This window comes from Methylobacterium sp. 77, assembly GCF_000372825.1.
GTDB lineage: Bacteria > Pseudomonadota > Alphaproteobacteria > Rhizobiales > Beijerinckiaceae > Methylobacterium.
On record NZ_KB910516.1, the window covers coordinates 298,672 to 321,046 of the forward strand.

Annotated in this window: 21 protein-coding genes and 1 tRNA gene; 12 read left to right on the top strand and 10 right to left on the bottom strand. The window is 65.2% G+C overall.

Annotated elements, in window-relative coordinates:
* The first annotated feature begins 49 nt into the window (after window positions 1-49).
* Complete coding sequence (gene fliJ, locus A3OK_RS0101330; protein ID WP_019903131.1) at window positions 50-457, top strand: flagellar export protein FliJ; 408 nt, start codon at window positions 50-52, stop codon at window positions 455-457.
* 140 nt (window positions 458-597) lie between these two features.
* Window positions 598-1,653 (top strand): lysylphosphatidylglycerol synthase domain-containing protein, encoded by a 1,056-nt coding sequence (locus A3OK_RS0101335; RefSeq protein WP_019903132.1) that lies wholly within the window; start codon window positions 598-600, stop codon window positions 1,651-1,653.
* A gap of 301 nt (window positions 1,654-1,954) precedes the next feature.
* Here A3OK_RS0101335 and flhA read toward each other — a convergent pair whose 3' ends face one another.
* A complete protein-coding gene (flhA, locus tag A3OK_RS0101340; protein ID WP_019903133.1) occupies window positions 1,955-4,108 on the bottom strand; it encodes a flagellar biosynthesis protein FlhA in 2,154 nt (717 codons plus the stop codon).
* A 229-nt stretch (window positions 4,109-4,337) separates the two neighbouring features.
* On the opposite strand from flhA, the gene A3OK_RS0101345 reads away from it, so the two are divergent.
* Window positions 4,338-4,427, top strand: a tRNA-Ser gene (locus A3OK_RS0101345).
* Window positions 4,428-4,710: 283 nt separating this feature from the next.
* On the opposite strand, the gene A3OK_RS0101350 is transcribed toward A3OK_RS0101345, so the two are convergent.
* Window positions 4,711-5,664 carry a GlxA family transcriptional regulator gene (locus tag A3OK_RS0101350; protein WP_026596819.1) on the bottom strand — a complete coding sequence of 318 codons (954 nt, stop codon included), beginning with the start codon at window positions 5,662-5,664 and terminating at the stop codon, window positions 4,711-4,713.
* 335 nt (window positions 5,665-5,999) lie between these two features.
* On the opposite strand from A3OK_RS0101350, the gene A3OK_RS0101355 reads away from it, so the two are divergent.
* The 8 genes from A3OK_RS0101355 (at window position 6,000) to A3OK_RS0101395 (ending at window position 14,699) form a co-directional block, all read left to right on the top strand.
* Window positions 6,000-6,812 (top strand): SDR family oxidoreductase, encoded by an 813-nt coding sequence (locus A3OK_RS0101355; RefSeq protein ID WP_019903135.1) that lies wholly within the window; start codon window positions 6,000-6,002, stop codon window positions 6,810-6,812.
* A gap of 16 nt (window positions 6,813-6,828) precedes the next feature.
* On the top strand, window positions 6,829-7,221 hold the full coding sequence (locus A3OK_RS0101360; RefSeq protein ID WP_019903136.1) for a tautomerase: 393 nt from the start codon (window positions 6,829-6,831) through the stop codon (window positions 7,219-7,221).
* A 141-nt stretch (window positions 7,222-7,362) separates the two neighbouring features.
* Window positions 7,363-9,750, top strand: coding sequence for an EAL domain-containing protein (locus A3OK_RS0101365; protein WP_019903137.1), 2,388 nt, complete (start codon window positions 7,363-7,365; stop codon window positions 9,748-9,750).
* A gap of 18 nt (window positions 9,751-9,768) precedes the next feature.
* Entirely contained in the window at window positions 9,769-9,933 is a 165-nt protein-coding gene (locus A3OK_RS23835; protein ID WP_019903138.1) for a hypothetical protein, read from the top strand.
* A 669-nt stretch (window positions 9,934-10,602) separates the two neighbouring features.
* Entirely contained in the window at window positions 10,603-12,294 is a 1,692-nt protein-coding gene (gene kaiC, locus A3OK_RS0101380; protein ID WP_019903140.1) for a circadian clock protein KaiC, read from the top strand.
* A gap of 68 nt (window positions 12,295-12,362) precedes the next feature.
* Complete coding sequence (locus A3OK_RS0101385; RefSeq protein WP_245259399.1) at window positions 12,363-12,635, top strand: circadian clock KaiB family protein; 273 nt, start codon at window positions 12,363-12,365, stop codon at window positions 12,633-12,635.
* Window positions 12,632-12,967: a circadian clock KaiB family protein gene (locus A3OK_RS0101390; RefSeq protein ID WP_245259288.1), complete on the top strand. Its 336-nt coding sequence runs from the start codon at window positions 12,632-12,634 to the stop codon at window positions 12,965-12,967. The genes A3OK_RS0101385 and A3OK_RS0101390 overlap by 4 nt, the downstream gene beginning before the upstream one ends.
* Window positions 12,957-14,699, top strand: a complete 1,743-nt coding sequence (locus A3OK_RS0101395; protein ID WP_019903143.1) for a PAS domain-containing hybrid sensor histidine kinase/response regulator — start codon at window positions 12,957-12,959, stop codon at window positions 14,697-14,699. Before A3OK_RS0101390 ends, A3OK_RS0101395 begins: the two co-directional genes overlap by 11 nt.
* Window positions 14,700-14,823: 124 nt before the next feature.
* On the opposite strand, the gene A3OK_RS0101400 is transcribed toward A3OK_RS0101395, so the two are convergent.
* Window positions 14,824-15,078, bottom strand: coding sequence for a hypothetical protein (locus tag A3OK_RS0101400; protein ID WP_019903144.1), 255 nt, complete (start codon window positions 15,076-15,078; stop codon window positions 14,824-14,826).
* 440 nt (window positions 15,079-15,518) lie between these two features.
* Window positions 15,519-16,508 carry a quinone oxidoreductase gene (locus A3OK_RS0101405; protein ID WP_019903145.1) on the bottom strand — a complete coding sequence of 330 codons (990 nt, stop codon included), beginning with the start codon at window positions 16,506-16,508 and terminating at the stop codon, window positions 15,519-15,521.
* A gap of 100 nt (window positions 16,509-16,608) precedes the next feature.
* On the opposite strand from A3OK_RS0101405, the gene A3OK_RS0101410 reads away from it, so the two are divergent.
* Entirely contained in the window at window positions 16,609-17,019 is a 411-nt protein-coding gene (locus tag A3OK_RS0101410) for a helix-turn-helix domain-containing protein (protein WP_019903146.1), read from the top strand.
* 538 nt (window positions 17,020-17,557) lie between these two features.
* Here the strand turns inward: A3OK_RS0101410 and A3OK_RS0101420 are convergent.
* The 6 genes from A3OK_RS0101420 to A3OK_RS0101445 all read right to left on the bottom strand — a co-directional run bounded on the left by A3OK_RS0101420 (window position 17,558) and on the right by A3OK_RS0101445 (window position 21,628).
* On the bottom strand, window positions 17,558-17,941 hold the full coding sequence (locus A3OK_RS0101420; protein WP_019903148.1) for a CsbD family protein: 384 nt from the start codon (window positions 17,939-17,941) through the stop codon (window positions 17,558-17,560).
* A gap of 73 nt (window positions 17,942-18,014) precedes the next feature.
* Window positions 18,015-18,218 carry a CsbD family protein gene (locus A3OK_RS0101425; protein WP_019903149.1) on the bottom strand — a complete coding sequence of 68 codons (204 nt, stop codon included), beginning with the start codon at window positions 18,216-18,218 and terminating at the stop codon, window positions 18,015-18,017.
* Between the two features lie 59 nt (window positions 18,219-18,277).
* Window positions 18,278-19,192: a hypothetical protein gene (locus A3OK_RS0101430; protein ID WP_036302082.1), complete on the bottom strand. Its 915-nt coding sequence runs from the start codon at window positions 19,190-19,192 to the stop codon at window positions 18,278-18,280.
* Window positions 19,193-19,323: 131 nt separating this feature from the next.
* Entirely contained in the window at window positions 19,324-19,833 is a 510-nt protein-coding gene (locus tag A3OK_RS0101435; protein WP_019903151.1) for a CsbD family protein, read from the bottom strand.
* A 53-nt stretch (window positions 19,834-19,886) separates the two neighbouring features.
* Window positions 19,887-20,072 (bottom strand): CsbD family protein, encoded by a 186-nt coding sequence (locus A3OK_RS24470; protein ID WP_026596821.1) that lies wholly within the window; start codon window positions 20,070-20,072, stop codon window positions 19,887-19,889.
* A 98-nt stretch (window positions 20,073-20,170) separates the two neighbouring features.
* On the bottom strand, window positions 20,171-21,628 hold the full coding sequence (locus A3OK_RS0101445; RefSeq protein WP_019903153.1) for a helix-turn-helix transcriptional regulator: 1,458 nt from the start codon (window positions 21,626-21,628) through the stop codon (window positions 20,171-20,173).
* Window positions 21,629-22,375: the final 747 nt, after the last annotated feature.

A 22,375-nucleotide genomic window follows, 5' to 3' on the forward strand; every position in this document is an offset into this window, starting at 1 on the left:
CATTCTCGGTGCCGGCCTTTCGTACGTTGCGTGGAATGGGACCCTCAACATGAAATCGCGTGACACGCTGATCCGGCTGCGCCGCTTCCAGGTCGACGAGAAGCGTCGGCGCGTGTCGCAGATCGAGATGATGATGGCCGATTTCAATCGCATGGCCTCCGAGCTCGACCGCGAAGTCGCCCACGAGGAAGGCCGCGCCGGCATCACCGATCCGGGCCATTTCGCCTATCCCACCTATGCCCGCGCCGCCGCTACGCGCCGGGACAACATGCGCCAATCCGCGCTCGCCCTGGAAGGCCAGCTCGCCGACGCCAAGGCCGAACTCGGCGAAGCCTTCGAGGACCTCAAGAAGATCGAGATCCTCGAGGACCGCGAGCGCACGGCCGAACGGGTCGCCGAGGCGGCCCGCGATCAGGCCGCGATGGACGGTATCGGTCTGGCCCGAGCCCGCGCCTGAACGATCCGCTTAACGGACCGGCACGAAGTCGTCATGTTCGCATGACATCCGTCGGCGAAGGCCAGGGCCTGCCGTCTCGCTTGCGATGCTCCGCGCGGTCGTGCAGGTAGGCCGGGCGGCGGGGGCATGACCGGTTCGTAATGAAGACAATCAAGGACTTCGCCTGGCCGCTCATCGGCCTCCTGGCGATCGCCGTCTCCGGCTACTTCCTGTATCAGGAGCTGAAGACGACCTCGATGGCGGCGGTATGGACGGCGATCGTCGCCATCCCGCCGCATCGCATGGTCCTGGCCGGGCTCTCGACCCTCGTCGCCTACGCGGCCCTCGCCTGGTACGACCGCATTGCGCTGCTGCATCTCGGGGTTCGCGGAATCTCGTGGTTCTTCGTGTCGGTGTGTTCGTTCACGACCTACGCACTCTCCCACAATATCGGTGCCTCGGTCTTCTCCGGCGCGCTGGTGCGCTACCGGGCCTATACGGCCAAGGGCCTGTCGGCCGCCCAAGTCGCGGTGCTGGTGGCCCTTTGCTCCTTCACCTTCTTCCTCGGGACGATTCTGCTCGGCGGTGTCGTCCTCGTGGTCGAACCGCAGCTGCTGTCGCGGCTCAAGGGCATCTTGCCGGGCTTCCTGACCGACCCAAAGACGGCGCTCACCGTCGGCATCGGTCTTCTCGCCTTCGTCGCCCTCTATGTCGCCGGCTCGATCCTGCGGCTTCCGCCGCTGCATATCCGCACGTTCAAGCTGGAATATCCCCGTCCGGGAATCATGGGCCGGCAACTCCTGGCGGCTCCGCTCGAGCTTCTGGGAGCAGCCGGCATCCTCTATTTCGCGCTGCCGGAGGCCGTGAATCCCGGACCGATCGCCGTCATCGCGATCTTTCTCGCGTCCTTCTCGGTCGCCCTCGTCTCGAACGCTCCGGGCGGCCTCGGCGTCTTCGAACTGGTCTTCATCACGGCGATGCAGATCACCGATCCGGGCCAGAAGGACGCGATCATCGCCGCCGTCATCGTGTTCCGCGTTTTCTATTTCTGGATCCCGGCGCTGATCTCGGTGGTCGTCGTCCTGCTCTACGAGCGCTCCCGCCTCGCCGAACTCGCGAGAACCCCCCAGGCCTCCGCCGTGCCCGAACCGCCGGTCGTCGTTCCAGGCCTCGATGCCCATCGGATCGAGAAGAAGCTGGAGAAGAGGCCGCTCTGAAGCCTCATCCCGGCAAGTGGGACAGCGGTTCTCGGGACAGAGGAAGCCCCCCAAAGGCGTCGCTTCGAGGCCTCGGGCCAGCCGCCATCGGGATCGCATCGTCGCCTGACGGATCGAGACTGATCGACGGCATCGCACCGGGCGCGGCTTCGATGGCCGGCGCCCGTGGTCGATTGCCGGAAGGGGCGGCGTGATGCGACGTGCGGCCTTCGCCCGGCAGCGCCGCTTGCCGCCCCGACGTCTTCCATATCGTCGCGAGGGGCATCGACTTCGGCGATGCGCGCGCCGGGAGAAGCGGCGGCTAGACCGAACCCACCGTCCGCAGCCGCGCGCGGGGATGAATCTCCGCCTGGCTCATCACCGGCGTCTCGCGGCGGAAGCGTTCGATGATCGAGCGGACGAAGGGCCGTGCCTGGACCGAGGTGACGAGGACCGGCATCTCACCCATGCGGGCGGCCTGCTCGAAACGGTCACGGACCGTGTTGACGAATTCCGAGAGCTTGGACGGCTGCATGGCGAGGTAGCGCTCGTCGCGTTCGCCGGCGATGGAATCGAGGAAGGCCTGCTCCCAGGCCGGTGACAGGGTGATGATCGGCAGCATGCCGTCATGGCCCTGGTACTGGGCGCAGATCTGGCGGCCGAGGCGGGCGCGGACATGCTCGACGATGTCGCGCGGGTTCTTCACGTGGCCCGCCACCTCGGCGATGCCCTCGACGATGGCGCCGAGATCGCGGATCGAGACCCGTTCGGCGAGCAGGTATTGCAGCACGCGCTGAATCCCCGTGGTTGCGATCTGCGACGGGACCACCTCCTTGAGGAGGTCGGCATGGTCCTTCGAGAGCTCCTTCAAGAGCTTCTGCACCTCCACATGGTTGAGCAGTTCAGAGACATGCGCCTTGATGATCTCGGTGAGATGGGTCGAGACCACGGTGGCGGCATCCACCACGGTGTATCCCTTGAGCTGGGCCTGATCGCGCAGTGACGCGTCGATCCAGGTCGCCGGCAAGCCGAAGGTCGGCTCCAACATGTGCTGACCGGGAAGCTGGACCTGGCCACCCATCGGATCCATCGCCATGAACTGTCCGGGGAAGATCTGGCCGGTCCCGGCCTCGATCTCCTTCACCCGGACGACGTAGGCGTTGGAATCGAGCTGGACGTTGTCGAGGATGCGCACCGACGGCATCACGAAGCCGAGTTCCGCCGCGAGTTGGCGACGGAGCGCCTTGATCTGGTCCGTCAGCCGATCCTGGCCTTCCTGGCCGTTGACGAGGGCGAGGAGCGCGTAGCCCATTTCGAGCTTGAGGTCGTCGAGCTTGAGCAGATCGGTGACCGTCTCTTCCTTGGCGGCCTGGGCGGCGGCCACGGCGGTGGCGTCCATCGGCGCGCCGTCCGAATCCAGGGGAGGGGCCTCGCGGGCGACCTTGGCGAAGTGCCAGGCGGCGTAGCCCGAGGCTCCGCCGAGCGCCAGGAACGGCAGCATCGGCATGCCGGGCAGGAAGGAGAGCAGCACCATGACGCCGGCCGACATGCCCAGCGCCTTCGGGTAGTTGGCGAGCTGCTTGCCGAGGGCCTTGTCGGCCGAGCCCTTCACGCCCGCCTTCGAGACGAGGATGCCGGCCGCCGTCGAGACGATGAGCGCCGGCACCTGGCTGGCGAGGCCGTCGCCGATGGTGAGGAGGGTGTAGGTCTTGGCCGCCCCCATGAACGGCATGCCCTGCTGGGCGACGCCGATGATGATGCCGCCGATGACGTTGATGAAGGTGATGAGCAGCGCGGCGATGGCATCTCCGCGCACGAATTTCGAGGCACCGTCCATGGCGCCGAAGAACGAGGATTCCTCCTCAAGAGCGGCGCGGCGGGCTTTCGCCACCTTCTCGTCGATGAGGCCGGCCGAGAGGTCGGCATCGATCGCCATCTGCTTGCCGGGCATGGCGTCGAGGGTGAATCGGGCCGCGACTTCCGCGATACGGCCCGAGCCCTTGGTGATGACGACGAAGTTCACGATGATCAGGATCGCGAAGACGATGATCCCGATGACGAAGTTGCCGCCCATCACGAAGTTGCCGAAGGCTTCGATGACGTGGCCCGCCGCCGCACTCCCCTCGTGGCCATGACCGAGGATGAGCCGCGTCGAGGCGAGGTTCAGAGCCAGCCGCAGCAGCGTCGCCACCAGCAGCAGGGTCGGGAAGACGGTGAATTCGAGCGGATTGTCGATGAACAGGCCCGTCATCATGATCAGCACCGAGATGATGATCGAGACGGCGAGCAGCAGGTCGAGCAGGAAGGCCGGCAGCGGGAAGATGAGCACCGTGAGGATGCCCATGACCGCTGTCGCGAAGAACAGGTCGGTGCGCTTCGACAGCGCAGTGAGGTTGGCACGGTTCGGCACCGCGAAACTCGCGAACTGCCCGACGCTCGTCCCTTGAGCCGGCGCGGCGGCGCCCGTCTCACTCATTTTTCGATCCCTCGCGTCCTCGACCGGACCCGGCAAGAATTGCCGGCCTCACGGTTAGCGAAGCGTTAACGCGGTGCCATCGGGGCACAGGTCGGTGGCGAGAGGACGGAAATAGGACGTTTCCTCAGCGGATCGGGTCGCTGGTCCCTTGCACGGTGGAGACTCGGCTTGTACAGCACGCCACCCACTCGTCGCTTCCGCCGCTTAGCCGGCCAGCGATCTGGGGGCTGGAGGGGTGGCCGAGTGGTTGAAGGCGCACGCCTGGAAAGTGTGTATACCGGAAACGGTATCGCGGGTTCGAATCCCGCTCCCTCCGCCAGCTAGCTCGGCCAAACCGTTCAGAACGCAGCGGAATCTGGCGCGATCCTCGTCGTCCACCGACATCTGATCCACATTCTGAATTATTTGGCGCTCGCCGGATTTCACCTCGCGCGAGGTCGAGCCGTTGATGGGCAAGGTGGCGCCCTGGATGCGGAATGGACCAGTTTGCTGGGCCAGGGTCATCGTCGAGGTCAGATTGGCTCCGATGCACGCAACGGCTTCGCTCGAGGCCTCGAACCACGAGCGTAGCCGGCATTCGTGGGGCAACCAGACACCCGTGCTTAGGCGTTCGCCGCGTCCAATGCCCCACGCGCATTGCGCCGGATGACCTGCGGTGGTTGCCCGAATGCCCGCAGGAAGGCCCTGCGCATCCGGTTGCGATCCGCGAAGCCGGTCTGGTCGGCGACGACCTCGATGGGATGACGGCTGCGCTCCATCAGCACCCGCGCGGCCTCGACGCGTAGGCTCTCCACTGCCTTGGCCGGCGATTGACCAGTCTCCGCGTGAAAGACGCGACTGAATTGACGTGGGCTGAGGCGTGCCGCCTCCGCCAGTTCCTCGACTGATATCGGGCGGTGGAGGTTCTGCTTGGCATAGGTCAGGGCGGATTGAATGCGGTCCGACTTCGCATCGAGGTCGAGCAGGGTCGAGAACTGCGATTGCCCACCCGCCCGCCGGTGATAGAGCACGAGTTTCTTGGCGACCGCCTGCGCTACCTCATGACCGAGATCGTCCTCGACGAGTGCGAGGGCCAGGTCGATGCCGGCGCTCATGCCGGCCGAGGTCCAGACCGACCCGTCGTTGATGAAGATCCGGTCCACATCGACCGCGCTGTCGGGGAACCGCGTTTGCAGCTCCCGCGCATACATCCAGTGCGTCGTCGCCCGGCGGCCGTCGAGCAGGCCGGCATCGCCGAGGACGAACGCTCCCGTGCAAATCGCGGCGATCCGCCGGGACTGCGTGGCCGCTTTCCGGATCAGCGCCAGTAGGCCGGGTGTCGTAGGGTGGACGAAGGTGCCGCCGCCGACGATCAGCGTGTCGAATGCGCTGTCTCCAAAGGCTTCCGTGTCCACGCTCATGCCGGCCGAGGTGCGGATCGCCCCCCCGTGCTCGGAGACGAAACGGATGTCGTAGATGGGCGCATCGCCCACCAGATTGGCGAGCTCGAAAGCCGGCGCCGCGGCCAGTCCCATGATCGAGTAGCCGGGAAAAACGACGAAACCGACGCGCTGCATGATCGTATCCATCCGTCTTTAAACGACTCATGCATGACATTTGAGACATACCCGGTCAACACAAGCGTCCGCCCTGCAGACGCCGGCAGCCGCCGACGCGCGGACGCTGGAGACTGACGATGCCCGGTCGAAACCCGAGCTTCGTGGTGCGTAGCCTCGCCGTCGCAGCGGCAGTTGCGGCAAGCACGGTCGCATCCGCGCAGGACGCATACACCGCCCATCGGGCGCTCGTGGCTATGGCTGAAAACGACGCATCTTCGACATTTCGGCTGCGTGCGAGCGCGTCTAGCTTGGCCTGAGCAGAAGCCGCGAGCCAACACACGGAGGATCACACGATGATTGCTCAATCCAGCAAGGGCATTGCCGTCGTCACCGGCGCGTCGACCGGCATCGGTGCCGTCTACGCGGACCGCGTCGCCAAGCGCGGCTATGACCTTATCCTGGTCGCTCGCAATGAAGACCGGCTGCGCAGGCTGGCCGATCAGCTCGCAAACGAGACCGGCCGGACGGTCGAGCCGTTCAAAGCCGATCTCGGCCGCAAGGACGATCTCGCCCGCCTGGAAACCCGGCTGGGCGACGACGCCGGCATCGCCATGCTCGTCAACAATGCCGGCATCGGTTCCGTCGCCTCGATCCAGCAGGCGGACGTGGACGAGATGGAAACGATGATCGCCCTCAACATCACCGCGCTCACCCGCCTCACCTATGCGGTCGCGCCGGCCTTCGTGGCGCGCGGCGCGGGCACGATCATCAACATCTCGTCGGTGGTCGGTATCGCCGTCGAGGCGCTGAACGGCGTGTACAGCGCCTCCAAGTCCTACGTCCTCAGCTTCGGCCACTCCCTGCAGAAGGACTTGGCCGACAAGGGCGTGCGCATCCAGACCGTGCTGCCCGGCGCGACGGCGACCGAGTTCTGGGATGTCGCGGGCTACGCGGCGCAAAAAACCTCACCGGCCACGATGTCGGCCGCCGATCTGGTCGATGCCGCGCTCGCGGGCCTCGATCTCGGCGAACTCGTCACGATTCCCGGCCTGCAGGATGGCGAGGACTGGACCCGCTGGGAGGAAGGCCGTCGCGTGCTCGGACCAAAATTCAACCATGCCAAGCCCTCGCCGCGCTACCAGCTCGAGGCGGCAAGCGCGACCTGATCCCGAGGAACCGATCATGCCCTATCTCCAGCTCGACGTGACCGGCACCTATTCCGCGGCATCCAAGAAACGCCTGGCTGCGGAGATGAGCCGGACCTATGCGACGATGATGGCGGTCGATATTCGGCGGATCAGCGTCGCGATCAGAGAGCTCGGTGACGGCGGCGTGTGGCGGATACCGGATGCTGCCGGTGAGCCCGTTCCGGTCTCCGTGATGATGCTGGACATCCGCAGGGGCCGCACGGCCGAGTTGCGTCTGGCGCTCGCAAAGGCCCTTTGTGCCCACTGCATTGCAATCCTCGGTCTACACGAAGACCGCCTCAACGTGGAGTTCACGCAACATACCGGCGATGAGATGTATCATCCCAGTCTTGGTGGCTACAGTCCTGACTGGGCGCCCGACGAATAAGCGGCGCTTTCATTATTAGACGCGATCGCGCTGCAAAATTAACCACTTTTCGAACGCGATGTCTCGTTTTGTGCGATTTAATTGTGCGTTTAGTGGTGCCGGTCCAACGAAGGCGGAGGTCACCGCTTGTGTTTGGGTGCAATGCTGCAAGTCGTCGGTTGTTTCATTGGGGCACACGACCCCTGGCTCGTCGCTCTCGCGGCGGCGATCTGCACCTTGGCATCCATGACAGCCGTCGAATTGATGCGTCATGCGCGAAGCGCGACGCAGCTCTTACGGTGCGTCTGGCTTGGCATTGCCGCTTTGGCGGGCGGATCGGGGATCTGGGCCACACACTTCATCGCGATGCTGGCGTTCGAGCCGAGCTTGCCCAGCGGTTACAATGTCGAACTCACGGCTCTCTCGCTCGTCTATGCCATCGTCTTGACCGGTATCGGGCTCGCCGTCGCACTAATCAGGATCATTCCCTTCGCCCCGGCCATCGGCGGTGCCATCCTTGGTTTGGGCATTGCCGGCATGCACTATACCGGGATGCTGGCATTCGAAGTCGCTGGCTATACCGAGTGGAATCTCGGGCTCGTCGCACTCTCGATTGTCCTGGGAGCATCGATCGGCGCGGTGGCGTTGCCGATTGCCTTGAGCCGGCAGGGTTTCGGCACGCGGGCCTTTGGCGCTCTCCTGCTTCTCATTGCGATCTGCGGGCATCACTTCACCGCCATGAGCGCGGTCACCATCATTCCCGATCCGAGCATCATGATCTCGAAGGGCGCGATTCCCGCGCGTTGGCTTGCCGTGGCTGTCGCGCTCGCGAGTGTGACCATCCTGCTGCTCGCCTGCAGCGCTCTCGCCCTGGACATCCGCGAACGGCGCCATGCGCTGATGCAACGGGACCGGCTGCACAGTCTCGCGAACGCGGCAGTCGAGGGCCTTCTCGTCTGCCGAGGCAAAATCATCGTCAGTGCCAACGACAGCTTTGCCAGTCTGGTGGACTTAAGGAATTCCGACCTCACCGAGGCTGCCCTCGCGCGCTTTCTGCCGGAGGCCGCGACCCGATTGGCACTGGCCGGGCACCCCGATCAGCCGGTCGAGACGGAGCTGCGGGTGACGAATGGCAGCACGATCCCCATCGAGCTCATCATGCGCCCGATCACCTATGGTAATCAGCCTCACTACGCGCTCGCCATTCGCGACCTCCGGGCTCGGCGACGGGCCGAAGGCCAGATCGAATTCCTGGCCCGTCACGACGCGCTGACAGGGTTGGCCAACCGGACGAGCTTCGACCAGCGCATCGAACAGGAAATGAAGCTGGCCGAAGCAGCGGGCCGCAAGATGGCGGTGTTCTGCCTCGACCTGGATCGTTTCAAGGAGGTCAACGACCTGTTCGGCCATGCAGCCGGCGATACCATGCTGGTCAAGGTGGCACGCCTGGTGTCGAACCTGTTGGACGACACGCAGATGATGGCTCGGCTCGGCGGCGATGAGTTCGCGGTGCTGATGCCCTGCGATCATGCTGTCGCCGCGGGACGCTTGGCCGAGCGTATCCTGGAAGCTCTTCGTAACGGCAATGCCGGTGCCTCCGGCCCCGTCATCGCCACCAGCGTGGGGATCGCCCTCTATCCGGACGACGCCATCGAGCGGGCCGCCCTCCTGAGCTACGCCGATACGGCCCTGTATCGCGCCAAGGCCGAAGGACGTGGCACCTACCGGTTCTTCGAAGCCAAAATGGGCATGCAGGTGCGCGACCGCCGGCTGCTGGAACACGACATGCGCCACGCGATCGCCCGCGGGGAGATGCATGTCGTCTACCAGCCGCAGACTGATGTCACGACCGGAGCAGTGACAGGCTTCGAAGCACTGCTCCGCTGGCAGCATCCCGAACGCGGCGCGGTTTCTCCCGCCCTGTTCATTCCCATCGCGGAGGAGTGCGGCGTCATCCTGCAACTCGGGGAATGGGTCCTCCGCGAAGCCTGTCGGGAAGCCGCGAGCTGGCCCAACCCGCTATCGGTGGCGGTCAACGTGTCGGCCGTTCAGATTCTCGTGCCTCACTTTGTCCAGCTCGTGCATGAGGTCCTGTTTCAAACCGGCTTGAAGCCACACAGGCTCGAGATCGAGATCACCGAGACGGCCCTCATTCGAGACCCGTCCCGTGCGCAATCCAACCTGAATCAGCTCAAATCGCTCGGTGTCGGGCTCGCCATGGACGATTTCGGCACGGGCTACTCCTCCCTCTCCAACCTGCGCGTCTACCCGTTCGATAAGATCAAGATCGACGGATCGTTTATCCGAGCCGTGGATACGAATGACCAAACTGCAGCGATCGTTCGCTCGGTGCTCGGCCTTGGCCGCGGCCTGGGCCTGCCGGTCCTCGCCGAGGGTGTGGAGACGGAAGCCGAACTGAGGTTCCTGGAGCGGGAAGAATGCGCCGCAGCACAAGGCTTCCTCATGGGGGAGCCGGCGATGATCGAGCAATTCGCTCGACATACCCATGGCGCCGTTGTCGAGCCCGAAGGTCGGAGCGTCGCCGCATAGACGATCGAGCTGGTCTTCATGAAAACCATGCTGGTTTTCGATGAGAGGCACGTCGATCACGACATTCATGCCGCGAATGTTGATGATTCCGATGGCGAGGATATCGCCGCCAGGGGAACCGGCGCCGAGCACATTCAATGCCACGACGCTATCGGCTGTCCAAAATCACTATTCGGCAGCTAAGAAAATGATGAGGTTCTGGTGGCAAGAAGGGTCTTAGAGATAGATATTCCATTTACACTCGCTCAGATACGAAACAATCTGAATCTATACTGACGTTATTCAGTCGATGCCCTGATTTTAAGCTTAGGCTGATCGCCGATGCGACATCCCTCATCGCGCCGAGTCGTGCCGTCATCCCGGTCGCTGCTCAGCGGCGGCGACACGTGGTCGAGCCTTCCTCCGTCAGCTCAAAGACGGAGTCCTTGGATGCTTGCCGATCCGCCGATGGGAACGGGGGCGAGGAGCTCGACGTTGAAACAGGCTTCCGGCTTAGCCTGCGACGGCCGGGGGGTTGTCGTCGACCAGCCGTTGTCGAGACATCTGTCAGGCTGCGCGTGCGTAATCGGACGCCGGTGTCGAGATTTGGTCGCACTGAGGATGTCGCCGAGTTGTATTGCTTTATGCAGGACACGCCCATACGCGAGGCACGCACGGTCGGCGGGATTTCGGTTTGAATAAGCCCCTCGCCATTCGGATCGGTGCGAATCTTTTGGCAGCGACCCGAGACCACGCCCGTCGCGACAATCGAACCCTCATCGACTTCATCGAGACCGCCCTTAGGCGGCGCATCGAGGAGATGATCGTGGAGGACGCCGGGGCGAGTACGGCGACGAGGAAAGGATACATGGCGTGACGTCCGAGGCATCCATCCCGAAGTCCCTGGCGAAGGCGCCGACAGGCATCTCCGGCTTCGACGACGTCACGTTCGGGGGCCTTCCCGTCGGCCGACCCAGCCTCGTCTGCGGCAGTGCCGGGTGCGGCAAGACGCTGTTCGCCGTGACCTTCCTCGTGAACGGTGCCACCCGGTTCGGCGAGCCCGGCGTCTTCATGAGCTTCGAGGAGCGGGCCGAGGATCTTGCGGCGAACGTCGCCTCGCTCGGATACGACCTCGACGGGCTGGTCGCCGACGGCAGCCTCGCCATCGACCATGTCCGCGTCGAGCGCAGCGAGATCGAGGAGACCGGCGAGTACGACCTCGAAGGCCTGTTCATCAGGCTCGGCCACGCGGTCGACACCATCGGCGCCAAGCGCGTGGTCCTCGACACGATCGAGACGCTGTTCGCGGGCCTGTCCGACGCGGCCATTCTGCGGGCCGAGCTCCGACGCCTGTTCGGCTGGCTCAGGGACCGCGGCCTCACCACGGTGATCACCGGCGAGCGCGGCGAGGGCGGCCTGACCCGGCAGGGTCTGGAGGAATACGTCTCCGACTGCGTGATCCTCCTCGACAACCGGGTCGAGGACCAGGTCACCACCCGCCGCCTGCGGGTGGTGAAGTACCGCGGCTCCGCCCACGGCACGAACGAATATCCCTTCCTGATTGATGAGGACGGTATCAGCGTCCTCCCGGTCACCTCGGCCGATCTCGATTACGGCACCTCGCAGGACATCGTTCCGAGCGGCATCTCCGGCCTCGACGCGATGCTGGCTCCCGGTGGGTTCTATCGCGGGTCCAGCATCCTGATTTCCGGCGTCGCCGGCACCGGCAAGACCACGATCAGCTCCTACATGGTCGATGCTGCCTGCGCGCGCGGCGAGCGGGCGATGTCCTTCGTCTTCGAGGAGAGCGGCGAGCAGATCTGCCGCAACGCCCGCTCGGTCGGCCTGAATCTCAAGCGTCACGTCGAGAGCGGGCTCCTGCGCTTCGAGGCGGCCCGCCCGACGCTCTACGGGCTGGAGACCCATCTCGCCCGGATGCACCGTGACATCGAACGGTTCAAACCCAGCATCGTCATCATCGATCCGGTATCCGCCCTCAGGGGACCGGCGACCGAGTTGCAGGCCACGCTCCTGCGCATGGTCGATATGCTGAAGAGCCGTGGTATCACGGCCGTGTTCACCAGCCTGCGCACCGACGGCGGCTTCGACGAGCGCGGCGACCTCGGCCTGTCGTCGCTGATGGACGCCTGGATCAAGCTCATGGATGTCGAGGCCAACGGCGAGCGCTCGCGCACCCTCTACGTGATCAAGGCGCGGGGCATGAGCCACTCGAACCAGGTGCGCGAGTTCCAGATGTCGGGGGAGGGCGTGAGGCTCGTCGACGCCTATGTCGGACCGGCCGGTGTCCTGACCGGGACCGCCCGCGTCGTCCAGGAGGCGCGTGAGCAGTCCGAGACCCTGCGACGGAGCCAGGAGAGCGAGCGCCGTCGGCGCGAGGTCGTCCGCAGGCGCCACGCCATCGAGCGACAGATGGCCGAGCTGCGTGCCGGCCTGGAGGTCGCCGAGGAGGAGGAGGCCGTCCTGCTTGGCGAGGACGAGAACCGCGAGGCCCTGCTGGCGACCGAACGGAAGGCCATCACCCAACGGCGGAGCGCTGCGGAATGAGCCAGGACAAGATCGACCCTCTCGCTTCCTCATTCCTCGACGAGGATGCGGACGGCGGCTCCTACCACATGCGCCTGTACGTCGCCGGCCAGACCGTGAAGTCGATGGCCGCGATGGCGAACCTGAAGCGCATCTGCGAGGAGCACCTGCCCGGCCGCTACGACATCGAGGTCATCGACCTCGTCAAGAATCCGCAGCTCGCCGCGGGCGACCAGATCCTGGCCATCCCGACCCTGGTCCGCCGCATCCCGGAGCCGCTGAAGCGGATCATCGGCGACCTGTCGAATACCGAGAAGGTGCTGGTCGGGCTCGATATCCGCCCCAAGGTCAAAGACGCTTGAGTGCGGTCCCGGTTCAGCAACCGCCACCCGCGGACGTGGATTACGTGCTTCGGCTGTTCGTCGCCGGCGTGACCCCGCGCTCGCGTCAGGCCATCGAGAACCTGCGGCGGATCTGCGACGGGCCTCTCGCGGGTCGTGTCGACCTTGAGACCGTCGACATCTACCAGCAGCCGCACCTCGCGGAACTCCATCAGGTCGTGGCGGCACCTACCCTGCTTCGGTTGAAGCCGCTTCCTCAACGCCGTCTCATCGGCGACCTCACCGACACGGGCAGGGTCCTGAGGGGCCTGGGGCTCCCGATTGGAAACGATGGCGGGACCGATGGCGCCTGAGCCGCAGGACGAGCGCGACGCGGCCCTTCTCGAGTGCCGGGCACTCCTTCGCGCGACGCAGGATAAGCTGGAGGAGGCAGAGGACACGGTCGCCGCGATCCGACGCGGAGACTTCGACGCGGTCGTGGTCGAGGGTCCCAGCGGCCAGCGCTACATCTACACCCTGGAAGATGCCGACCGGCCCTACCGTGTGCTGATCGAACGTATTCAGGAGGGTGCCTTCACCCTCGGCACCGACGGCACGGTGCTCTACTGCAACCTGCGCCTGGCCGACATGCTCGGCATGCCCCAGGAACGCGTCATCGGGCTTCCGCTGCAATCGTTCATGATCGCGGGCGAGGTCCCGGGCTTCATGCGGCTGCTCGACGGCGCATCCGGAGGCGTCGTGCGGGGTGAGCTGACCTTGAGGGCCACCGAGACGGTCGGCCTTCCGGTCAACCTGTCCCTGAGCCCGCTTCACCGCGAAGGGGAAACGCCACTCCTCTGCGGTGTGCTCACCGACCTGAGCGAGCAACGCCTGTACCTGCGCGACCTCGCCGACGCGAGCGACCGCCTTCGGACCGAGGGCGTCGAGCGGCAGCGCATCGAGGAGGCCCTGCGGCAGGCGCAGAAGATGGAGGCGGTCGGCCAACTTACCGGCGGCATCGCGCATGATTTCAATAACCTCCTGACCATCATCAAGTCGTCGACCGACCTGCTTCGGCGTCCGGACCTGGCCGAGGACCGGCGGCACAAATACGTCGACGCCATCGCCGACACCGTCGACCGGGCCGCCAAACTCACCGGCCAGCTCCTCGCCTTCGCCCGTCGCCAATCCCTCAAGCCGGAAGTGTTCGACGTGAACCGGCGGGTGACCCGCATCACGGACATGCTCGGCACCATCGTCGGCGCCCGCATCCGGATCGAGCATATCGGCATCGACGATCCGTGCTGCGTCGAGGCCGATATCAGCCAGTTCGAGACGGCGCTTGTGAACTTGGCGGTGAATGCCCGCGATGCCATGGACGGTGTGGGGACGCTGGGGCTCCGCGTGCATTGCGGTTCGACGATGCCCGGCATCCGCGCCCATGTCGCCGACCCGGGGATGTTCGTCGCGGTTTCCGTATCCGATACGGGCTGCGGCATCGCCCAGGACCGCATCGCCCATATCTTCGAGCCCTTCTACACCACCAAGGAAGTCGGCAAGGGCACCGGTCTCGGGTTGTCGCAGGTGTTCGGCTTCGCCAAGCAGTCGGGCGGGAATGTCGACGTGGTGAGCGAGGTCGATCGCGGATCGACCTTCACCCTCTACCTGCCATATGTGACGTCCGAGGTGTCGGACGGTCACGACGGCGATAGGGACCCCGTCACCATGGCATCGGATGCGGGCGGTGGGCGCCGGGTGCTCGTCGTCGAGGACAATGCCGATGTCGGGGCGTTCTCGACCCAGTTGCTGCGCGACCTCGGGTACCAGACGATCTGGGCCCACGATGCCGAGGAAGCTTTGGCCATCCTCGAAGCCGATCCGGATGGTTTCGACGTGGTGTTCACGGACGTGGTCATGCCCGGCATGAACGGGGTCGAGCTCGGGCGGATCATCCGGGTCCGCCGGCCGGCCCTGCCGGTGATCCTGACCAGCGGATACAGCCACGTCCTCGCCGAGGACGGACGGCACGGTTTCGAACTCCTTCGCAAGCCCTATGCGGTCGAGGATCTGTCCCGAGTGCTGCGCAAGGTGGTCGGTGGACGCTGACGCCGGAGAAGCGGCGATACCGGTTCGAGCGACCGGCCAGCGAACTCGAATGCGCCCGGTTTCACGGTTCGGTGCGATGCCGTGAGCGATCGCGACGTAGAGTTCAAAGCTCCTGACGCTGAGCTTAAAGTATCTTGTCTTTGAGCAATGCGGCGGATTCTGTCACCTGAAAGTCCAGGCGAAACAATATCAAGCCGACCTCGTTCGTGACTTCCATTCGCCACTCCGGACCGACTTTGTCCTTCGACGCGCCGCCCTCCAGGATAGACCCCGCGTAGCGGATGGCCTCTCTGCGTGCGTATTGACTGTCCGGCAGCTCGACGCCGACCTTGTCCAGCATCTCTATGCCGTCATAGACGTTGAAATGATAACGCGGCATGAGTTGCGCCAGCCATATCGAAGGCGGGAGCGCTCGACTCTCTCAGCCGTCAGCGCCCGATATTCGTGGCCGACGATGCCATCTTGGTGCACTATCGTACCGGTTTGCGCAAGGTCGCCACTTATTGTCTTCGCTCAGGATCCGCTGCCCCATGACCTGACAGTGTCGACATTGAGCTGCGGTTCCTCCATGGCCGCGAAGTGGCCGCCTCGTGGCATGTCCCGCCAGCCGACGAAGTTGTAGGCATGCTCGGCATAGGACCGGGGCGGGGGTGTGTAGAGTGGCCAGCGGTTCGATCACCCGCCAGAACTCGAAATGCGATCCGGACCATCCGTGCGTGATGAGGAGCGGGCGCTCACCCTGTGCTCCCCCCACGAGACGTCGGCTTCGACCGCTCCTACCCCCGGCGTGCTAGAAGCGCCGCCGGGGGGAGGCCCGGTTCAGACTTCGACCCAGGGCTGCAGCACGACCTTGCCGGTGGTGAGCCTATTTTCGAGCAGGCGATGGGCTTCCGCCGCCTGCGACAGCGGCATCACCTTGCCGATGTTGATCGAGAGCTTTCCGGCCATCAGGAAGCCGATCAGCTCGTTCATCGTCTCGGCCATCAGGTCCGGGAAGGCGGCATAGGCCGCGATGTAGATACCGATCACGCTGTGATTGACACTCGTCAGACGCCAAGGATCGATCTGAGCCGACTTGCCGCTGGATTGCCCGAGATAGACCATGCGTCCGAACGGAGCCAAGGCGTCCAGAGCTCTCTGGACGTTGTCGCCGCCAGCGGTTTCCATGATCAGGTCGACGCCCCGACCATCGGTCAATTCCTTCACCCGGTCGGCCCAGTCGGGTTGCGTGTAGTCGACGGTGGCATCGGCCCCGAGCGTCTCCGCCATCGCCCGTTTTTCGGGCGTGCTCGCGGCGGCGATGACCTTGCCGGCGCCGTAGAGCTTGGCCAACTGGACCAGGAACGACCCGAGCCCTCCGGCTGCAGCCTCGATCAGCACGGTTTCGCCCTCGACGAGCCGGCCGGATTTGCGCAGGGCAATCGCTGCGGTCATGCCATGTGCCACCAAGGCCGCTGCGTTCACGGCGTCGAAGCCCGGCGGCAGGGGAATGACGATCGCGGCCGGGACAGAGATGTATTGCGCATATCCGCCGGCGCCGGGCGTCGCCAGAACGGGAGTGCCGACCGCCGGCGCCGTCACGCCCTCACCCAGGGCTGCGACCGTGCCGGCAACCTCGATGCCGAGCGTGAAAGGGAGAGGCGAGGCGTCCGGATAATCGTCGCCGCGTCGCCGCATGGTATCGGCATAATTCAGCCCGACAGCCTCGACGCGGATGAGGATTTCACCGGGGCCGGGAGTGGGATCGGGGACATCCTCATACACCAGGACGTCCGGTCCCCCGGTGTGATGGAAACGTACCGCTTTCATGGCCTGTGCTCCGTTTGCATGACGCAGCGCATAGGTCTATTTTGGAAACCTAGTGTCAATTAGGCACTTAATGTCGCTCAAGTATCCTCGAGGAAACCAGATGGCGAATGCGACTTGCTCTCTTGGTGACACGGAAGACCTCGTCCGCCTGGTTCTCGACCAGATCGCCGATAAATGGTCGATCCTCATCATGGCTGAGCTCTGCCGTGGGCCGATGCGTTTCAACGCTCTGAAAAGAGACGTGAACGGCATCACGCAGAAGTCGTTGACGCAGGCGCTTCGGCGGCTGGAACGCTCCGGCATCATCGCCCGGCGGGTGATCCCGGTATCGCCCGTGGCGGTCGAGTACAGCGTCACCCCACTGGGCGAAACACTCGTCGCTCCCCTTCAGGCGCTGTTCCAATGGGCGCGCCTGTACCGGGATGGCGTAGAGGCAGCGCAGCACCGGTTCGATCGCGAAACCGGGAAGCAGCCTGCCGTGAAACCCATCACGATGCGGGTCGCGGGCTAGCACTCGGCCGGCGCGGCGCGCCCGGATTGCGGCGCTCTGGGCGAACAGGCGGAGTACCCGTTTCCGGTCTCACTCACCCTGGTGCAGGGCGACGCGCCCGTGTCGATAGGATTGCGGCTGGTCCTTCCGCGAGCATGGACGAGCGATACGGCTCTGCGCCAAGGCCATCCTCGCATGTCGACGCAGGTCTTCGCCGCACCACCGCACGCATTGAGGTCTCAGCCGCTGGGCCGGAGCCTCGGATCGGGATGGGCCCGGTCGTCTCCTTCGGAGCGACGACGGTATCGTGGAGACTGGCCCGCGAGATCCGATATGCCGCCGTAGTTCCGGCGCCGAACACGCGACGCGAAGAGAGCTTTGCCGGGCCCGCGAGCCCGGCACCGGCTCCCCGTCACGTCGTCGACCCGTTTCAGCGCGGCCGACGGGGCGTGGTCGCCGCCCGGCCACCGAAGCGGCGGCTCACATAGGCGATGACCTTCGGCAGGATGAACGCGGTCAAGAGCTTGCGGATCATGGTGGTTCTCCAGGTTAGAGGGGATCAGCGCTTCGGACGGGCGAGCCAGCCCACCGCGAAGGCCACTGCAGCGAGGCCGAGGAGTGCGGACGTGCGGTTGTCGTCGGCGTAGCGGACGGCTTGGCGGCCATAGGTCTTGCCGCGCTTGCTGGCATCGCGGGCGAAGTCGCGCCCCTCCTCGATCAGGTAACCGGCGCGGTCCCGCACCTCGTGCGCGAGGTGACGGCCATCGTCGGCGAAATCTTCGGCGCGGTCGCGGGCGCGTCCGTAGGCGTACTGAGCCCCGCCGGCCACTTGGTTCACCGCGCCGCGGACCTGGCGCGCGGGGTCGCCGGTCACGCCGCCCAGCGCGGTCTGGGCACGGCCCTTCAGGTGACGGGATGCGCCACGGAATTGGTCGCGGTTCATGGCTCTCTCCTGTGTGTTCGAGTTGCTCGGGACGGACGTCGAGGGGACACTCGGCCCCCTCGACGCGGCCGCATCAGGACTTGCGGGTCACCGAGTCGACGACCGATTTCACGCCGTCCTTGGCCTCGCCGACGGTGCGCTGGGCCTCGCCCTTGAGTTCCTGCGCCTTGCCTTCGGCCACGAGCGTGTCGTTGCCCGTGACCTTGCCGACGCCTTCCTTGAGATTGCCGACGGCTTCGTTGGCGAGGCCCTTCAGCTTGTCCGTGGTGCTGCTCATCAGGATGTTCCTGGTTCGAGAGAGACCGGCCGGTCGGGGCGACCGGCCGGTGTTTCGGCTCAGACGCGGCGGGCGTCGTAGCTGTCGGTGAGGGTGGTGAGCTTCGGAGCGCCGAGGCGGCCGCCGAAGAAGCCGGCGAGCGCACCGAGGATCAGGGCGAGCGCGCCGTAGAAGGCGCCCTGGGTGGCGGCGGACTTCGTCGCGATGGCAGCGGCCTCGGCCTTCTGCTTGGCGACGGCGAGGGTCTCCTCGTACTGCTTCTTGTAGTCCTGGATCTGCGCCTTGGCCTGATCGGCAGGGATGCCCTGGGCCTTGGCGAGGGCGTCGGCGGCGCGGTTCTCGGCCTGGGCCTTCTGCGACGGGTCACCCGTGAACACTGCGCGGATGGCGGCGACGGCTGCGTCCTTGGCGGCCTGCGGATCCTGGCCGGCAGCCTGCTGGCGGACCGACTGCTCGATGCCGTCGAGCGGGTTCGCGATCTTGGACAGCGACGGGGCCGCGGCCTGGGCGGCGGTCTGAACGGTGCCGCCGACGAGGGAGCCGGCGCCGCCGAGGGTGCTGGTCACGCCGGAGAAGGCACCGCCGATGAGACCGCCGGCAGCGGAGGTCAGCAGGTACAGAACGACGAGGGTGGTGACGGCCCAGGAGACGAGGCCGTGCAGCCCGGCGGCACCCGTGACCGGCTTGCCGGAGAGGCGGCCGGCAATGAAGCCGCCGGCAAGCGCGGCGACGATCCCCGAGACGATGAACCAGATGCCGGCGCTCATCGACAGGGTCGAGGCGGCGGGATTATCGGCGGCGGTGGTGCCGACGCTGGACAGGCCGATGCCGACGCCGACCATGTTGAGGATGACCTGGGTCACCAGCGCGGTGACGGCGCCGGCGAAAATGGCGCCCCATGACACCTGATTCAGCAGGACGGTACGGGTGTCGCTCGCCACGAGAGGCGATGTGGGGATGCTGGAAGAAGTCACGTTTCAATGCTCCGAAATCGTCGTTGGTCGATGGGTCGGGTCGTCCGAAGTCTTTGGCGCTCCGAAGTCTTCGGCAGTTCGAGGTCTTCGGCACTCCGATTAGGAAAACCGGGTCGGGCCGCAGGTCGGTATCAGTCGCGGCCGTGGATGAGCAGGCCGATGCCATAGCCGAGGAGACCGGCGACGAGCAGCGCGGCAATCGGGTGCTCGCCGACCTGATGGCTCACCTCGCGACCGCCCTGGCGCAGGTACTGGCCGCCATTCTCGTAGGCATCCTCGGCGTAATCGTAGGCTTCGCGGCCGGCATTGCGGACGGAGCGCTCGGCGCGCTCGTAGGTGTCCCCGGCGACGTCCCGCGCCTGGCGTGCGCGCTCCCTGATCTCGCGACCGTCGGAACCGGCGACGTCGTCGACCGCATCGCGGACCCGTCCACCGACGTCGCGCGCGGCATCCGAGGCCTGGTCGGCGGCATTGCGGACCGCGTCCTTGGCCTGGCCGTAGAGGTTCTCGGCACCGCCCTGGACTTCGCGGGCGCGACCCTCGACGGAATCCCTGTTCGAGCCGGTGAGGTCGCCGACGGCGCCCTGGATCTTGCCGCCGAGTTCCTTGGCGGCGCCGGTGATGCGTGTGGTGTCGACCATGTTGGGATATCCTTTCTGCGTTGACGGTAAAGTTAGAGACGTTGTGCGGCGCGTTACCGAAGCTTGGATTTATCGGATGTCTTCGATTTCATCTCATCATCGCTCGGTTTCACGTCGGATTTTGATGACTTCTGCTGAGCCTTGCCTTCGGCTTCGACCTTGCCGTCGCCGATCAACTTTCCGATGGCCTCTTTCATCGATCCCTTGAGCGTGTCGGCGGCGGATTTAGGCTCGCTCACGGGAGTCTCCGAATGATTGTGCGCCATCGATACGCACACCAATTGGCGTCTGTGTTTGCCCGATCAATGATGCGGATATACCGGTAGAGGGGTTTTATTTAACTGGCTGCGCCGACCGGGAAGCCATTGTCGCGGCCCCAGATGATGGCCTCGGACCGCTTGTGCACACCGAGCTTCCGGTACAGCGCGGCGGAATGGTTTCGCACCGTGTTGCGCGACAGGTTCAGGCGCTTGGCGATGGCGTCATCGCCGAGACCCGCGCAGATCAGATCGAGGATCTGGCGCTCCCGGACCGTCATGTTCGGAGACACGGCGTCCTGATAGTCGCCGCCGGGCTGGCGCAGGTTGGCGAGTTTCTCGATCAGGCCGCGACTGAACCACGACGTATCCGCCATCACGGTCTCGATGGCCCCGAACAGGTCACGTTCGCTGCGCTTGCGGTCGGTGATGTCCTGCAACACGAGTAGCGCGTAAGCCTCCTCGCCGATCTCGACCGTCTCGGCCGAGACGAGGCAATCGAGGTTGGTGCCGTCCTCGTGCCGGAGACAGACCTCGAGGCCGAGGACGTATCCGGTTCGGGCCAGAGCGCTTTCGAACTTGGTCCGGGCCGCGTCGTGAACCCAGAGGCCGAGATCTTCCGGCGAACGTCCGGTCACCTTGTCGCTGCCAAAACCGAAGATCCGGCTGAAGGCCTCGTTGGCGCCCGTGATGGTGAAGCTGTCCGCTCGCGCCAGCAGGGTCGGCACGGGCGTCAGGCGGAACGCCTTGGCGAAACGCTCCTCGCTCTGCCGCAGGGCGGTCTCGGCCTTACGGCGAAGTTCGAGGTCGGCAAAGGTGAAGAGCATGCAGGGCTCGTCACCGAGCTCCATCGGTTGCCCGGCCACGATCACGTAGCGCGTCCCGCCATCGGGCAGGTCGAGGCAGGCCTCCATCTGCGGGATGGTGTCGCCACTGTTCAGGCGGGCAATCGCGAGGTCCCGATTACGGGCGCTGGCGAGGACGTCGACCTCGTAGACGCTGCGGCCGATGACGGCGTCGCGGGTGTAGCCGGTCATCTCCAGGAAGCCGAGATTGACCTTGACGTGGCGCAGATCCGACAGCCGGCAGATCACCGCGGGCGCCGGATTGGCGTTGAAGGTCTTCTCGAAGCGCTCCTCGGCCTCGAACTGGTCCGAGACATCCTTGAGGATGAGGGCGAGGCAGCTCGGATTGCCTTCGCGATCGGTGGCGACGAGACTTCTCAAAGAATGGACGAAATCGACATCCGGCTTATCGGTTCGCTTCACCTCGACGACGACGTCGTGAAAGGTCTCGCCGGAGACGACACGTTCGATGGGATAGTGTTCGGGCGCGCGGTTGTTGCGGTAGCGTAGGGAGAAACGCTCACGGTAGGCATCCACGGTGGCGCCGAGCTCGTCCACGGTCTCCGCGCCATGCATCGCCAGTGCAGCCTCGTTGGCATAGGCAATGGTCTGGTCCGGTTCGACCAGGATTACCCCTTCGCTGAGGCCGGCGATGATCTGCCGAAGTTCATGCCTGTCTACGCCGAGTGTCACTGTCGCTCCCTGGTGCGGTGCACCGCGTAACGGTCCAGCTCGTAACCAGCGTATGCGATGGCGGTTCCCGGCTATATTTTCCAATGCCTGGTATATCTGCACCATTGACGTGAACTCTACGGCTCACCAGCAAATGATGCGCTCGCTCATCCCATGAGGCAGCGGCGCAAATGATGGCCCCGTCCAAGCGCCAGGCCGTCGTCAGATGTCAGAGTACTGAGGGATCGCCGAATGGCTCGAAGCTGTCTTGCGTCTCAGACGCTCCGCGCTCGCCCAAACCCGGAATGCCGCCGAAGCCGACGATCCGGGACACATGGCCCTGATGGGAGACTGGGAGAGCGGGTCGCGGTTCAAACCCCGCGACCGACATCGCTGCCGAGGCCGCTCACGATCCCGCGCGATGAGAGCCTGCCGGCGTCATCCGCGGAAGGCTTCGGGTGCTTGGTCCCGAGATTGAAACGCGATGCGGGCGCATCATCGGGCCGATCCGGACCTAGTCGATAAGGTCTGCCGGTGACCGGGTCAGATACCGTCGCGATGTACCGGAACGGGTGCCGTCACCGCTTCGACGGGTGCCGCATCGGCCAATGGCATGCGTTCGGGACCGTCAGCGGTCGTCGCCGTCTCGCCCGGCCTTCTCGACACATTGATCGGGAGGTCCGGAAGCTGCGGCCAGATCGGGCGATCCGGTTGTATCGGCTTTTTCATGGAACGGCCTCCCAGAGATCGGCATCAGGAACGCGATGA